Source organism: Clostridium sp. OM05-5BH (assembly GCF_003481505.1).
Taxonomy (GTDB): Bacteria; Bacillota; Clostridia; order Lachnospirales; family Lachnospiraceae; genus Otoolea; species Otoolea fessa.
The window spans coordinates 198,060-212,995 of the sequence record NZ_QULJ01000004.1; the positions used below are offsets into that span (position 1 = coordinate 198,060).

A 14,936-nucleotide genomic window follows, 5' to 3' on the forward strand; every position below is an offset into this window, starting at 1 on the left:
ACTGCGCGGAACCGGAAAATCGGTTTCACGCAGTATTTTTTATGCCGTAGGAAAGTTTGTAGATAAGTTTGTATTTTTTATATCTTGGAAAAAGAAAAAAATTCCTGTATACTATAAAGATATGAATTAGAACCGCAGATGAAAATTAGCTGTGAGTTGAAAAATCATTTGCAGTTGGTGATTATAGTGCGGTAAAAGCCACTGAGAGAAGGAGCTATATAGTTATCAATGAAAAAAGGTGAGATTTACGAAGGAACTGTAGAACGGATTGAGTTTCCAAATAAGGGCGTAGTTATGATAGATGGAGAGAAAGCGATCGTCAAAAATGCGCTTCCGGGACAGAAGATCCGGTTCCGTATCAATAAAAAGCGCGGCGGCCGATGCGAGGGTATGCTTTTGGAGGTTGTCGAGCACTCAAAGTTAGAGACGGCAGAGGATGTATGCCCGCATTTTGGTATCTGCGGCGGATGTCTTTATCAGCCGATTCCGTATGAGGAACAGCTTGCGATCAAGGAAAAACAGGTTCGTTCCCTTCTGGATGCGGTATGTCCGGAATATGAGTTTGAGGGCATCTTAGGCAGCCCGTTGGTGCAGGGCTACCGGAATAAGATGGAGTTTTCCTTCGGTGATGAGGTCAAGGATGGTCCTATGTCGCTGGGAATGCACAAGCGCGGCAGTTTTTATGATGTGGTTACAACCGGCGAATGCCATATCGTGCATCCGGATTTTTGCAAGATTCTTGTCTGTACAAAAGAATATTTTGAGGAAAAGAAAGTTGGATTTTATAAAAAAATGCAGCATACCGGCTATCTGCGCCATCTTCTGGTGCGCCGTGCGATCAAGACAGGGGAGATTCTGGTCGATCTGATCACGACGACACAGACGGATACCTTTGAGGGAACCGAGGAAGCCCTTTTACGGGGATGGACGGAGCGCCTGCAGGCACTTCCTATGGAGGGAAGCTTTGCGGGCATTCTGCATACCAAAAATGATACATTGGCGGATGCCGTAAAAGATGAGGGGACGGACATTCTGTTCGGACGCGAGCATTTTTACGAAGAGCTTTTAGGGCTACGGTTCCAGATCTCGCCGTTTTCTTTTTTCCAGACGAACTCATTGGGCGCGGAGGTACTGTACGAGAAAACGCGTGAGTATGTGGGTGAGACGAAGGGAAAAGTCGTATTTGACCTTTACAGCGGCACCGGCACGATCGCGCAGATCCTCGCACCGGTGGCGGAGAAAGTAGTCGGCGTGGAGATTGTCGGGGAAGCAGTCGAGGCAGCCCGTGAGAATGCGGCGCGCAACGGACTTGGCAACTGCGAATTTCTGGCGGGGGATGTCCTCAAGGTGGTGGACGAGCTGGAAGAAAAGCCGGATCTGATCGTTCTGGATCCGCCGCGCGACGGAATCCATCCGAAGGCGATCGGAAAGATTTTGAATTTTGGCGTCAGCCACATGGTTTATGTGTCCTGCAAACCAACCAGCCTTGCGAGGGATCTGGAACCGATCCAGGCGGCAGGATATCAGGTGGATAAGGTGTGCTGCGTGGATATGTTCCCGCATACTGCCAATTGTGAGACGGTGGTTTCATTGACGCGGAAGAAATAAGATCCCAAAATGGATGTGGGAAAAATGGATGAAACAAAAGAGAATGAAATAAAACCAGATACAGCAGATTGCCAGGTACAGGAGACAGCTGTGCAGCGCCGGAAGAGGGAGACTTTACTGCGCGAACAGACGCCGGATGCCCTGTGGGAAGCGATTCTTGCATTTGAAGGGGCAATATTTTACACGGCGAAAGGGCTGGAATATTCGTACACGATCCGGGGCAACGAGATGTTTGTCAGCCGGAAAGAAAAGTCGGTCACGCGTGCAAGCATCCTGGTGGCGTATAAAAAAGCGCAGGAGCTTGGCTGCGTGACCGGACCAAAGCAGCTGGGAGTGTTTGGGGCAAGCTATCTGTATCCGGTGTTCCTGAGGCTGGGGATTATCTGCGCCAGTGCTGGTTGATTTCCGCCCCGAAAAACAGGATGCAGATGCAGGCGTACAGCCACAGCATCAGGATCACGACGGCGGTCAAGCTGCCGTACATATAAGAATAATTACCGAAATAGTTGAAGTAGATGGAAAATCCGTAGGAACATCCGATCCATCCGACGGTGGAAATCAGCGCACCGGGAAGCTGGAGACGGATATCCTGCCGTTCATAGGGCAGCCAGGTGTACAGCGCGACGAAAAAGAGCGTCAGCAGCGCCAGCGCAAGAAACGTCCGGAGACTAATCAGGCAGGAAACGAATCTGTCCAGCATCGGAAAGTAACGGAATAGCAGGCGCTGCAGGGAGGAACCGAACACCATCAGAACCAGGGAGAAAATGCACATCAGGAGAAAAACGATGGTATAGCCAGAGTTGATGATACGTCCTAAAAGGTAATTTCTGCGCTTGCGGCAGCCGATGATCCGGTTTAAGCCGCGCTCGATCCCAAGCATGCCGCGGGCAGCCGACCAGATGGTTGCCACGGTGGTAACCGAGAGCAGGGCGGCCGGGGATACAGTCTGGATGTCCTGGATTACCGATTCAATCAGCGGGTGGATGCTGGAGGGAAGAAGCTGTGTCATCACGTGCATCAGATCCTCCGGGCTGACGGCGGGGATGAGCTGGATCAGCGTCAGCAGAATCATGATAAAAGGTGCGGCGGAGAGAACGATAAAAAAAGAAGCCTGGGCGGCGTACACCGTGACTTCGTCTTTGATGAAATCGTTGTAAATCCGTTTACAGTTCAGGAGAAAAGAAAGCATGGAAAACCTCGCTTGATTTATGTTATTAAGAAAATATCCGTAACCGGCTCATTTCCCTTTGAAAAATGGCTGATGATAGGTGAATGCCATTTCAGTGTTGTTAAAAGTATATTATCATGAGGTCGAAAAAATAGCAACGGATTTGCCTGTCTTGACGAAAACACCGGTTTCCCGTATGATAAACAGGATAGAAATGATTCGGGTCTGCAGGGCATAAGGATGGCAGTGATGCGGACAGCAGCAAAAATCAGCCGGCAGTCAATTGGAAAATGGGACATGGGAGGAAACAAAATGAGCGCAATCACAGCATGTGCGGCGGCACTGGCAGCCGTGACAGTGGGGCTTTTGCTCCGCTCGGAATATGAAAAAAAACATTTTGTGACCGACCAGTATGAGATAGAGAGTCCGAAGCTGCCGGATGGCGCTGCGTTCCGCTGCGTATTTTTGTCGGATCTGCATGATAATGTGTATGGAACGGACAATGAGCCGCTGGTGGCGGCGATCCGCACATTCAAGCCGGATGCGGTGCTGATCGGCGGCGATATGATGGTCTGTAAGGGAAAAGGTGATTTAACCGTCACGGTATCGCTTCTGGAAAAATTGACCTCCTTTGTGCCGGTTTACTATGCGAACGGAAATCATGAGGAGCGGATGAACCGGGAGCGGGATGTGTATGGAGATTTGTATGATCAGTTCCAGATAGAATTAAAACGTCTGGGGGTTCATTATTTGTCGGATCGGAGCGAGGAGATCAATCCGTGGATCCGGGTGACTGGGTGCAATTTGCGGGAGATATATTATAAGCATCATTTCACGGTGCCGGAACTGCCGATGGAAGAGCTTTCAGAGCGGGTTGGAACTGCGGCAGAGAAGACGTGTTTTCATCAGATGAAAGAATCGTTTTCTCCTGACTTGGCGGAAAAGGAGCGAGAGGCCGGACATGAAATGTATGAGATATTATTATTTCATTCTCCCCTCTTTTTTGAGATCTGCCGGAAATGGGGCGCGGATCTGACGCTTTGCGGACATTTCCACGGCGGAACCATCCGGATCCCGGGGCTGGGAGGCGTGATGACGCCGCAGTACCAGTTTTTCCTGCCATGGTGCGCCGGACGGTTTGATGCGGACGGAAAGACGATGATCGTCAGCCGGGGGCTTGGGACACATTCGATCAATGTGCGGCTGAATGACCGGCCAGAGCTGGTTTGTGTGACGTTGCGGGGAAAACAATAGAGAGATTCTGGTTATTGTACACGGGTAGGCACTTTTGGAACCGAAAGTGCCGTAAGAAAACGTGGTGGCAGCAGGAATAACTCTTCGGCACAGGTGGATGTATACGGAATTTGGTATATGATTGTAGAAAAAGCTGGCTAAAAGAAGGAGTTCGGAAAGAATGGAAATTTCCTATAAATTAGATAATTTTGAAGGACCGTTGGACCTGTTGCTTCATCTGATTGAAAAAAATAAAGTAAGTATCTACGATATTCCGATCGTCCTGATTACGGAGCAGTATCTGGAATATGTTAATCAGATGGATCATGAGGATCTGGATGTGGTCAGCGATTTTCTGGTGATGGCGGCGACGCTTCTGGACATCAAATCGCGGATGCTCCTTCCGAAGGTGGAAAAAGAAGAGGAAGAAGACGAGGAAGATCCGCGCGCCGAGCTGGTGCGCCGGCTGTTGGAATATAAGATGTATAAATATATGGCGCAGGAGCTGGAAGAGCGGGAGCAGGAGGCAGAGCTTCTCTTTTTTAAGGAACCGACGATTCCCCGGGAGGTGGCGAAATATGAAGAACCGCTGGATCTGGACAAGCTTCTGGATGGTCTGACGCTGGCAAAGCTGCAGAAAGTGTTTGACGCGGTCATGAAGCGGAATGCCAATAAGCTTGACCCGGTGCGAAGTCGGTTCAGCACGATCCGCAGGGAACCGATCAGCCTGGAGCAGAAGGTAAGGTCGGTGCTTTCTTATGCACGGGAACACCGTCATTTTAAATTCAGCGATGTGCTGGAGAGGGAATCAGATCGCCTGGAGATAGTCGTGGCGTTTCTGGCAGTGCTGGAGCTGATGAAGATGGGACGGATTCATCTGGTGCAGGAAAAATTGTTTGATGAGATGCAGCTCGATACGGTGGATGTGGATGAAACGGAAGACGAGGCAGAGCTGGAACTTTCGACGGAGGAAGGAGAAGAGTATGCCAGAATTAGATGAAAAACGCGAGGAAGCCATCGTGGAATCGGTTCTCTTTACAATGGGAAAATCGGTTGAGCTGCGCCAGCTTGCGGCGGCGCTCGGGACGGATACAGAGCGCGCGGAAGCGGCGGTCAGACGATTACAGAGCCGTTATGAGGCAGAAAAGCGGGGCATGCAGATCACGCAGCTGGAGGACAGCTGGCAGATGGCGACCCGCGCGGAATATTATGAGAATCTGATCCGGGTGGCAGCGACGCCGAAGAAGCAGATTTTAACGGATGTTGTGCTTGAGACACTCTCGATCATTGCTTATAAACAGCCGATCACGAAGCTTGAGATTGAAAAGATCCGCGGGGTTAAATCGGATCACGCGGTCAATAAACTGATTGAGTACAATCTCGTTTACGAGGTAGGGCGTTTGGATGTGCCGGGACGTCCGGCATTGTTTGCGACGACGGAGGAATTTTTGCGCCGGTTTGGAGTCGGATCGACGAAAGAACTGCCGGAACCGGCACCGGGACGAATCGACGAGTTCCGTATGGAGGCGGAGGAAGAGCTGAAGTTTGAGGGGAAACTGCCGGAAGAGGGAGAGAAGAAAATAAAATATTAACGTTTTCTTAACAATATTCATTCAATTCTGACATTAACAGATTCTTAACATCATATTTCTGTATTTTTCTGTAACTTTTTGTAGCTAACGTGGAAAATGAGGTCAACACAAACAAACAAGCAGCTCTTTCAAATCGCTACATAAATGAAAGAAGCCAGCAAAACAAAAGGGGGAATTGTTTATGTTGACACTTGAGCTTGATATGTATCAGGCGTGTGCTCTTGGCGCACTGGTCTACTGTCTGGGAAGATTGCTTGTACAGAAGCTGCCCTTCCTGAGCAAGTATTGTATACCGGCTCCGGTTGCGGGCGGTGTCGTATTTGCATTCGCTCATCTGGCGTTGTATGCAACAGGAGTTCTGGAGCTTTCCTTTGATACAACCTTACAGAGCGTATTTATGACGATCTTCTTCTGCAGCGTCGGTTTTACCGCCTGCTTCCGTCTGTTAAAGAAGGGCGGCGTTCAGGTATTTATGTTCCTGGCGCTGGCAGTTGGTATCTGTATCGTGCAGGATGCAGTCGGCAGCGGTCTGGCAGCAGCGTTTGGTCTGAATCCGCTTCTCGGCTTATGTATGGGTTCTATGCCGTTAGTTGGAGGTCACGGAACGAGTGGTTCCTTCGGACCGCTTCTGGAGCAGGAATACGCAGTTGTAGGCGCAACTACAGTTGCCCTGGCATCCGCTACATACGGTCTGGTATCCGGCAGTATGATGGGTGGTCCTATCGCCCGTGCCCGTGTTGAGAAACACCATCTGAAATCAACCGCAGCCGAGGAAGGCAATGCAGTTGACGAAGTAGCATCGCCGATCGACGGTCAGAAATTCACCACCGCGGCTGTATTCCTTGCAGTTGCAATCGGTGTTGGTACCTTCATTTTCGCGTTCTTTAAGAGCATTGGTCTTACATTCCCGACTTACATCGGTGCGATGCTGGCAGCAGCCGCTATCCGTAACATCTGGGATGTACAGCACAAAGATCTTCCGATGGAAGAAGTTGACGCACTGGGCGGTCTGTCCTTGAACCTGTTCTTAGCGATGGCAATGATGAGCCTGAAGCTGTGGCAGTTAGCAGCTCTGGCGCTTCCGATGATTGTTATCCTGTTAGTTCAGACGGTTGTTATGTTCCTGTATGCAAACTTCCTTGTATTCAACATCATGGGCCGTGATTACGAGGCAGCTGCAATGACCACCGCATTCTGTGGTTTCGGTATGGGCGCAACCCCGAACGCAATGGCAAACATGAGAGCACTGGTAGAGCGTTATGGTCCGGCTCCGCGTGCATTCTTCATCGTACCGTTAGTAGGAAGCTTATTCGTAGACTTCTTTAACTCCATGGTACTGACTACTTTCATGAACCTCCTATAATTTGATGGCTGGTTCAGCAAAGTATCCATTTAAAATATCCCGATATTGAAGTAGCTCCAACCTATTTCCTTCCCGGCGGTTCTGGATTTCCAGGCCGCCGGGATTTTTCGCGTGCAACGAGCGAAAGTCCGTGCCTGCACGAATTAATACTTTCGGAAAACGCGCGCGTGTGGTATTATAGAGAAACTGGAAAGTTGAAAAATATTTTTCGGGGAGGTGCTTTGTGAAAAACAAACTTGCAAGGCAGCCATTACCAGATAAAATGTGACATAAGAAAGGATTTCATACAGATATGAACAGCATGAACATAAAGATCAAATATTTCACAGACGCCATTGACCGCCTCGCCTACATTGACGGCAAATCTGACTGGATCGACCTGCGTGCGGCGCGTGAGGTGGTGCTGAAAAAGGGTGATTTTGCCCTGATTCCGCTTGGCGTGGCGATGGAGCTGCCGAAGGGCTATGAGGCGCATGTAGTTCCGCGCAGCAGTACCTTTAAAAATTTCGGCATCATCCAGACCAATCATATGGGTGTGATCGATGAGAGCTACTGCGGGGACAATGATCAGTGGCATTTTCCGGCATATGCGCTGCGTGATACAGTGATCCATGTCAATGACCGCATCTGCCAGTTCCGCATCATGGAGCATCAGCCGAAGATCATATTTGAGGAGACGGAGAAGCTTGACAATAAAGATCGCGGCGGGATCGGAAGTACGGGAAAGAATTAATAAAAAGGTTTGGTAAAAAATGAAGCAGATAAAGAGGTTAAAACGAGAAAAAGTAAGTCTTTTTCTGGCGGCAGCGGTGCTTTCACTGGGCATCCTTTCCGGCTGCGGCGCTGAATCGAAGGAAGCGAAAGAAGCGCGTATGACCGGAATCGAGCAGTTAAATGCAGGTAATTATCAGGATGCGATCGATTCGTTTGGAAAAGCGCTGGATGAGAGCGATGGGATCGTCAATTCTTTTGAACTGGATGTTTTAAAATATCGCGGCGAGGCAGAATACAAACTGGCGGATTATAAGGCGGCAGCGCAGACCTATGGAATTCTGGCGGAGGTGGATGGAGGAAAAGCGGAATACCTCTATTATAAAGCGGCTTCGGAGGCAGCAGACGGACAGGCGGAGGACGCCGAAAAGGATTTTGCGGCAGCGGAGGAAAAGGCGAAGAACAGCAAAAAAAGCAGCGCCGCGGCTCCGGGGGTGAGTCTGGCGTTTACGGCGCTTGCATCGGCGGCGCGGGATGCCGGGGACAGTGAACTCGCAGCCCAGTACTGCAATCAGGCGATCGAGCGCGGCGTATCGGGACCGGAGATTTATAATCAGCTTGCGATCAGTGAAATGGAGGCTGGCGATTATGAGAGCGCGATGTCCCATTATGAGGAGGCGCTTTCGCTGGCAGACAGTGAGACGGCGCTGGTAATCCGGCAGAATATTGCGGTTCTCTATGAGAAAGAGGGCGATTTTGCGAAGGCGCTGGAAGAGTTTAAGGAGTGTCAGGCAGCCGGTGCGGACACGCCGGAGGTGCAGAAGGAAATCCGTTTTCTGGAAAGCCGGTAAATGTTGGAGGTAATATGGCAGAATTGTTCGATATGAAAGAACTGGAGGAGCGCGTCATTCTGGTGGCGGTCAGCACCTCAGATGAAGATGATACGGAGGCGTCCCTGGATGAGCTGGAAGAACTGGCGGATACTGCCGGGGCGACGGCGATCGGGCGTCTGGTGCAGAACCGGGAGAAGATTCATCCAGGCACCTATCTGGGCAGTGGAAAAATCGGGGAACTGCGGGAGATGGTCTGGGAAATGGGCGCAACCGGCGTGATCTGCGACGATGAACTGTCCCCGGCACAGCTTCGCAATCTGGAATCGGCGCTGGATACGAAGGTAATGGACCGGACGATGGTCATTCTCGATATTTTCGCGGCGCATGCGACGACGAGCGAGGGAAAAATCCAGGTTGAGCTGGCACAGCTGCGTTACCGCGCAGCGCGCCTGGTCGGTCTGCGCAGTTCCCTGTCCCGTCTGGGCGGCGGTATCGGTACGAGAGGACCGGGTGAAAAGAAGCTGGAGATGGACCGCCGTCTGATTCATGAGCGGATCGGGCAGCTAAAGTCGGAACTGGAAGATGTCAAACGCCACCGCGAGGTGACGAGAAAACAGCGCGACCGGAAATATACGCTGTCGGCGGCGATCGTCGGCTACACGAATGCCGGTAAGTCAACGCTTTTAAACACCCTGACGGGTGCAGGAATCCTGGCACAGGATAAACTGTTTGCGACGCTGGATCCGACGACGCGTGGATTAAAGCTGGCGAGCGGACAGGAGATCCTGCTGACAGATACGGTCGGATTCATCCGCAAACTGCCGCACCATCTGATCGAGGCGTTCAAGAGTACGCTGGAGGAGGCACGTTATAGCGATATTGTCCTCCATGTGGTCGATGCGTCGAATCCGCAGATGGACACGCAGATGTATGTCGTATATGATACGTTGCGTCAGCTGGAGATCGGCGATAAGACGGTGGTAACAGTCTTTAACAAGATGGATCAGGTGGAACAGCCGGAGACGCTGAAAGATCTGCATTCTGATTATCAGGTGCAGATTTCTGCGAAGACGGGCGCGGGGCTGGATGAGCTGAAGGATATTCTGGAAATGATTCTGCGAAACCGCAAGATTTATCTGGAAAAGGTATTTTCCTACCAGGAAGCCGGACGCATCCAGGCGATCCGCAAATACGGTCAGCTTTTAAAAGAAGAGTACCGGGAAGATGGCATTTACGTGGAGGCGTATGTGCCGACGGAGCTCTACGCAGGGCTGATGCGCTAACAGGCAGATGATAGGTTACTGTGTTACGGTTCACGCATACGTGCCCAGTAACGGAATTTGCCGTGGCTTCGCATTTAAATACGGCAAATTCCTGCTGTCGCCACGTTTTCTTACGGCACCTTTGAAATTCCCGGGAATTGACTTTTTATTTTAAATTTGTTAGAATGTAGCATATTTATGGCTGTACAGAATGCTGGAAGGCAGATGCGTACAGATCCATACGGTAAAGAGGTGTGCGGGGAAAAACCGCATGCCTCTTCTTCATGTTTTGGCGGATGCTAAGAAGTTGTTAAGATGAAGAGAAAAGAGATGACAGGGCGCAGGCTGCTTGTGTCGGATAGAATGACCGCACAAGTTTGCAGACATCTGGGATAAAGGAGTTAGAAGATACAGAATGGAACAGAAGGGACAAAACGGACAGGAACAGATTCTCGTCGGAATTGACGTTGGCTCAACGACGACGAAGGTGGCAGTGATGGAGGCGGCAACGGGGAAAGTCCTGTTTTCGGACTATACACGCCATCACTCGGATCAGCTTCAGAGTGTGTCGAGAGCTGTAAAATTGGTGAAAGAGACGCTTGCGGGGCGGTCATTTCTGACGGCGATGACCGGTTCGGGCGCAAAGCACCTCTCGGAAGAGCTGGGGATCCCTTATGTACAGGAGGTAGTGGCGAACTCGATCGCCTTGAAAGCCATGTACGGGGAAATCGGAACGGCGATCGAGCTGGGTGGACAGGATGCGAAGATTATCTTTTTCCAGAGGGATAAACGGACGGGCGAGCTGCAGGTCGCAGATATGCGGATGAACGGCAGCTGTGCTGGCGGTACAGGTGCGTTTGTGGATGAGATTGCTTCTCTTCTTAAGACGCCGGTTGAGAAATTTGACGCGCTGGCGGCACAGGGAACCACCGTATATGATATATCCGGACGGTGCGGCGTGTACGCCAAGACCGACATCCAGCCTCTTTTAAATCAGGGGGTTAAAAAATCAGATTTGGCGCTTTCCTCCTTCCATGCGATTGCAAAACAGACAATCGGCGGTCTGGCACAGGGACTTTCGATCGAGAAGCCAGTCGTCTTTGAGGGCGGTCCGCTGACCTTTAACCGGACGCTGGTGCGCGTGTTTGCTGAACGTCTGGACCTTTGGCCGGAGGAAATTTTAAGTCCGGACCGGCCGGAACTTCTGATTGCCTGCGGTGCGGCGCGTGCGGCAGTGAAGCTTTTTTCGAAGGAAGAGGCGCTCGCCACGGCAGACGGACTGTTAGATCGGATCGAGAAGGTGCGTGCGGCGCGCGAGGAAGCAAAGAAACAAAGTGAAGCCGGAAATGGCGATGAGATGGCGGAGGGCACGTTCCGTTCCCGTCCATTTTTTGCCGATCAGGCGGCGCAGACGGAATTTCAGGAGAGACACAGACGTCCGGAACGAAAAACAGTATATCCGCAGTCAGGCAGTACGCTGCGGGCATATCTGGGTATTGATTCGGGCAGTACGACGACAAAATTTGTCCTGTTAGATGAGAATGAGGAACTTCTGGATTCCTTTTATGCGCCGAATCAAGGCGATCCGCTGACGGTGGCAAAGAAAGCATTGATTGCGATGCGGGAAAAGTATGCGTCCCACGGCGTGCGGCTGGAGATTTTGGCAGCCGGGACGACCGGTTATGGAGAAATGCTGTTTTCACGTGCATTTTCGGCCGAGACACACGCGGTTGAGACGGTGGCACATGCACGTGCGGCGGCAAAATACACGCCGGATGCGACGTTTCTTCTGGACATCGGTGGTCAGGATATGAAGGCAATCTGGCTGGACAATGGCGTTATCACAAATATTGTCGTGAATGAAGCCTGCTCATCCGGCTGTGGGTCTTTTTTGGAAAATTTTGCATCCTCCCTGCATATTCCGGCGCGGGAGATTGCTGAAAAGGCATTTTCTTCGCAGCATCCGGCTGCGCTCGGAAGCCGCTGTACCGTCTTTATGACGAGCAGTATCGTGACGGAGCAGAGAAATGGAAAGCTGCCGGAGGACATCATGGCGGGGCTGTGCCGTTCGATCATTGAAAATGTATTTACAAAGGTTATCCGTGTGTCGAACCTGGATTCTCTGGGAAAGAGGATTGTCGTACAGGGCGGAACGTTTGAAAATGATGCGGTTCTCTGTGCGCTGGAACAGTATGTCGGCCGCCCGGTGATCCGGGCGCCGTATCCGGGCATTATGGGGGCGATCGGTGCGGCGCTTTTAGCGAAGGAAGAGGCAAGGAGCCGGAAACAGCCGCATTTTACCAGTTTGGATCAAATGGAGTCCCTGACCTGGCAGCAGGAGGCGAATGTGCCGTGTCCGTTCTGTATGAACCATTGTCAGCGTGCGGTGGTGCGGTTTTCGAATGGAACCTCATGGATCACGAACAACCGTTGTGAGCGGGGCGAGATTCTTGGCGATCCGAAGGATGTGAAGGTGCGCGAGCGACTGAAAATAGCGTCAGAAACCCGGAATAAAGTGCCAAATCTCTATAAATTGCGGGAAGAACTTCTGTTTGCAGATTATCTGGATCAAGCGGAAGAGGGGGATGCATCGTCTGCAAAAAGTCATTCAGAGCGGGCAGCCGCTAAGACTGGTCTTGTGCCGAATGCTGTGTCTGATACTGTGCGGCGAAATATAACCATCGGTCTGCCGCGCGTCCTTGCTTTCTGGGATACGATGCCGTTCTGGACGACGTTCTGGCGTTCGCTGGGCTTTGAGATTCAGATTTCATCCCCGAGCACGCACAAGATGTTTGAGGAAGGCTTAAGCGCGGTAACTTCAGATACCGTCTGCTTTCCGGCAAAACTGGTGCACGGGCATATCCGCGATCTGGTAAAGAAGAAAGTGGATCGTATTTTTATGCCGTCGATTGCGGCGATCGGATCGGAAAATACGGAATCAACGAGCGAGTCCATGTGTGCAGTCGTGAAGGGATATCCGCTTGTGATCCGCAACTCGGATTCTCCGGAGAAACAGTGGGGCATTCCGTTTGATGCACCGTTATTTTACTGGTACAGGGAGGAAGATAAAGAACGTCAGCTTATTACATATATGGAACAGACATTTTCCATCCAGCCGTCGGAAACGAAAAAGGCGGTTCTTGCAGGAAATGATGCGATGCGGCAGTTTGGGAGCCGCCTGAAAGAGGCGGGAGCGAAGGTTCTGGAAGAGGTGGAAAAAGAGGGGCGCTATGCGGTGGTGCTGGCGTCAAGACCGTATCAGAATGATGCGCTTGTCAACCACAGCCTGCCGGAGCTTTTGACCGAGTTTGGCGTTCCGGTTCTGACGGCAGATTCTGTTCCGGGCATTGAAAATGTGGATTTAAGCCACAGCCGTCTGGATGTCGTAAACAATTACCACGCGCGGATGCTGGCGTCCGCGGTTCTGGCGGCACAGAGCCAGAATCTGGAATATGTCCAGTTTGTAAGCTTTGGATGCGGGCATGATGCATATTTGTCGGATGAGATCCAGCGTATGATGCGGGGAATCTCCGGAAAATCACCGCTGATCCTGAAACTTGACGAGAGCGAGGTACAGGGACCGCTGCGGATCAGGGTGCGTTCCTTCCTGGAGACGATCAACATGCGGCGGAAGAAGCGGGAGATGGCGGAGAGGCTGCAAAACCAGCCTGGAACAAGCCGACAGGAGAATGCGGGCGGCGGAAATGAATGCGGGACGGCTGCGCTGGGACCAGACATTCAAAAATCCTGGCAGGTTCACGAACTTTCGGATCCATATCCGGTTAAATTTGAGGTGGAAGACCGCAAGAAGCGCACGGTTCTGGTCCCGAACACCTCCCACGCGTTCTGCCGGATTATGTCGGCGGCGTTGAAGACACAGGGAATCCGGGCAGTTCCGCTGGCGGTCGGCAGGGAAGAGGCGATCCGCCTCGGAAAGCAGTATGTCCACAACGATATCTGTTTCCCGGCGCAGATTGTCATCGGCGAGGCGCTGGCAGCACTTCGGAGTGGTCAGTATGTGCCATCTGAGACGGCGATCGGTATGGGAAAATACATCGGTGACTGCCGCCTGACCCATTACAGTGCGCTGCTTCGCAAGGCGCTTGACGACGCCGGCTACCCGGAGGTGGCGATTCTGACGAACGATGACGTCGATTATCATGATCTGCATCCGGGCTTCCGGATGAACCTTGTGTCGGCGATCCGTCTGGCGGGAGCGCTTCCGATGATCGATATTCTGGAAGAGCTGCTTCGCAAGATCCGCCCGTATGAGAAAGTTTCCGGAAGCAGTGATCAGGCATTTGGCGAGGCGATGGATTTCGTCGTGGATGGTCTGGAGCAGCATGGGCTTTCAGGCGCTCTGCGAGGCTTTAAAAAGGCGATCCAGCGGATGAATGCGATCGAATATGACCGGAGCCAGCCGCGCCCGCGCGTCCTGATCATCGGCGAGTATCTCCTCAATTTCCATCCGGGCGCGAATCATGAGATTGAGCGCTACCTGGAGAAAAATGGATTTGAGATTATTGAGGCGCGGATGACGGATGTTATCCGGAAAACGTATTTCTGCCAGGATGAGCAGATTCGGACGTATCATCTGAAAAAGCCGTTTGTCAAGAAAAACTGGTACCATGTGGCGAACCGGGTATTTGACGCTGCGCACGCGGCAGCGGATCGGATAGCGAAACAGCATCCGCTCTATACGCCTGTCTGCCGCCTGCCGGAACTGGTAAAGGAAAGTGACCCGATCATCCCGCACACCTTTGATGCGGGCGAGGGCGTGCTGATTCCGGGCGAGATCCTGCACCATGCGGCGCATGGCTGCCGGGCATTTGTGATTTTACAGCCATTTGGCTGTCTGCCAAACCATGTGGTAGGACGCGGCATCGTAAAAAAAATGCGGGAAATGTACCCGGACGCCCAGATCCTGCCGCTTGACTACGATCCGGATGTGAGCTTTGCCAATCTGGAAAACCGCCTGCAGATGCTGATTATGAATGTGAAAGAAAGAAGCGTGGACACGGTTGCCCTGCCGGACGTGGGGCAGAGAAGCCCCGTGGAGACTATGAATAGAAAACAGAAAAACGCCGATAATAAAAAGCAGAAAGTTTCCTGATTTCGGGTTAGACAAAAATAGAAATCACATAAGCCCACGCGGCGGAAAGGGAC

11 protein-coding genes are annotated in these 14,936 nt (G+C 51.7%); 10 read left to right on the forward strand and 1 reads right to left on the reverse strand.

Annotation, left to right across the window (positions count from 1 at the left end):
* Nucleotides 1-228: 228 nt before the first annotated feature.
* The gene (gene rlmD, locus DXB70_RS07185) at nt 229-1,608 is read left to right on the forward strand and encodes a 23S rRNA (uracil(1939)-C(5))-methyltransferase RlmD (RefSeq protein WP_118672979.1); all 1,380 of its coding nucleotides are present in this window, start codon (nt 229-231) and stop codon (nt 1,606-1,608) included.
* 24 nt (nt 1,609-1,632) lie between these two features.
* Complete coding sequence (locus DXB70_RS07190; protein WP_107001672.1) at nt 1,633-2,010, forward strand: hypothetical protein; 378 nt, start codon at nt 1,633-1,635, stop codon at nt 2,008-2,010.
* On the opposite strand, the gene DXB70_RS07195 is transcribed toward DXB70_RS07190, so the two are convergent.
* Nucleotides 1,988-2,797, reverse strand: a complete 810-nt coding sequence (locus tag DXB70_RS07195; RefSeq protein ID WP_118628753.1) for a YihY/virulence factor BrkB family protein — start codon at nt 2,795-2,797, stop codon at nt 1,988-1,990. The genes DXB70_RS07190 and DXB70_RS07195 overlap by 23 nt on opposite strands.
* A gap of 291 nt (nt 2,798-3,088) precedes the next feature.
* Between DXB70_RS07195 and DXB70_RS07200 the strand changes: the two genes are divergently transcribed.
* The 8 genes from DXB70_RS07200 (at nt 3,089) to DXB70_RS07235 (ending at nt 14,883) form a co-directional block, all read left to right on the forward strand.
* Complete coding sequence (locus DXB70_RS07200; RefSeq protein ID WP_118673058.1) at nt 3,089-4,030, forward strand: metallophosphoesterase; 942 nt, start codon at nt 3,089-3,091, stop codon at nt 4,028-4,030.
* A 160-nt stretch (nt 4,031-4,190) separates the two neighbouring features.
* A complete protein-coding gene (locus tag DXB70_RS07205) occupies nt 4,191-5,009 on the forward strand; it encodes a segregation/condensation protein A (RefSeq protein ID WP_117795115.1) in 819 nt (272 codons plus the stop codon).
* Nucleotides 4,993-5,601, forward strand: coding sequence for an SMC-Scp complex subunit ScpB (scpB, locus tag DXB70_RS07210; protein ID WP_118672980.1), 609 nt, complete (start codon nt 4,993-4,995; stop codon nt 5,599-5,601). Before DXB70_RS07205 ends, scpB begins: the two co-directional genes overlap by 17 nt.
* Nucleotides 5,602-5,782: 181 nt before the next feature.
* Entirely contained in the window at nt 5,783-6,964 is a 1,182-nt protein-coding gene (gltS, locus tag DXB70_RS07215; RefSeq protein ID WP_107001574.1) for a sodium/glutamate symporter, read from the forward strand.
* 301 nt (nt 6,965-7,265) lie between these two features.
* Complete coding sequence (locus DXB70_RS07220; protein ID WP_118467774.1) at nt 7,266-7,697, forward strand: dUTP diphosphatase; 432 nt, start codon at nt 7,266-7,268, stop codon at nt 7,695-7,697.
* A gap of 19 nt (nt 7,698-7,716) precedes the next feature.
* The gene (locus DXB70_RS07225) at nt 7,717-8,526 is read left to right on the forward strand and encodes a tetratricopeptide repeat protein (protein ID WP_118523606.1); all 810 of its coding nucleotides are present in this window, start codon (nt 7,717-7,719) and stop codon (nt 8,524-8,526) included.
* Between the two features lie 14 nt (nt 8,527-8,540).
* The gene (gene hflX / locus DXB70_RS07230) at nt 8,541-9,791 is read left to right on the forward strand and encodes a GTPase HflX (protein WP_118672982.1); all 1,251 of its coding nucleotides are present in this window, start codon (nt 8,541-8,543) and stop codon (nt 9,789-9,791) included.
* Nucleotides 9,792-10,185: 394 nt separating this feature from the next.
* On the forward strand, nt 10,186-14,883 hold the full coding sequence (locus DXB70_RS07235) for an acyl-CoA dehydratase activase (protein ID WP_118672984.1): 4,698 nt from the start codon (nt 10,186-10,188) through the stop codon (nt 14,881-14,883).
* Nucleotides 14,884-14,936: the final 53 nt, after the last annotated feature.

What these genes read in the sequence shown, in the direction of transcription:
- DXB70_RS07205 (WP_117795115.1), top strand. Translation starts at nt 4,191, where the DNA reads ATGGAAATTTCCTATAAATTAGATAATTTTGAAGGACCGTTGGACCTG.
- DXB70_RS07195 (WP_118628753.1), bottom strand. Translation starts at nt 2,797, where the DNA reads ATGCTTTCTTTTCTCCTGAACTGTAAACGGATTTACAACGATTTCATC.
- scpB (WP_118672980.1), top strand. Translation starts at nt 4,993, where the DNA reads ATGCCAGAATTAGATGAAAAACGCGAGGAAGCCATCGTGGAATCGGTT.
- gltS (WP_107001574.1), top strand. Translation starts at nt 5,783, where the DNA reads ATGTTGACACTTGAGCTTGATATGTATCAGGCGTGTGCTCTTGGCGCA.
- DXB70_RS07200 (WP_118673058.1), top strand. Translation starts at nt 3,089, where the DNA reads ATGAGCGCAATCACAGCATGTGCGGCGGCACTGGCAGCCGTGACAGTG.
- DXB70_RS07190 (WP_107001672.1), top strand. Translation starts at nt 1,633, where the DNA reads ATGGATGAAACAAAAGAGAATGAAATAAAACCAGATACAGCAGATTGC.
- DXB70_RS07220 (WP_118467774.1), top strand. Translation starts at nt 7,266, where the DNA reads ATGAACATAAAGATCAAATATTTCACAGACGCCATTGACCGCCTCGCC.
- DXB70_RS07235 (WP_118672984.1), top strand. Translation starts at nt 10,186, where the DNA reads ATGGAACAGAAGGGACAAAACGGACAGGAACAGATTCTCGTCGGAATT.
- hflX (WP_118672982.1), top strand. Translation starts at nt 8,541, where the DNA reads ATGGCAGAATTGTTCGATATGAAAGAACTGGAGGAGCGCGTCATTCTG.
- rlmD (WP_118672979.1), top strand. Translation starts at nt 229, where the DNA reads ATGAAAAAAGGTGAGATTTACGAAGGAACTGTAGAACGGATTGAGTTT.
- DXB70_RS07225 (WP_118523606.1), top strand. Translation starts at nt 7,717, where the DNA reads ATGAAGCAGATAAAGAGGTTAAAACGAGAAAAAGTAAGTCTTTTTCTG.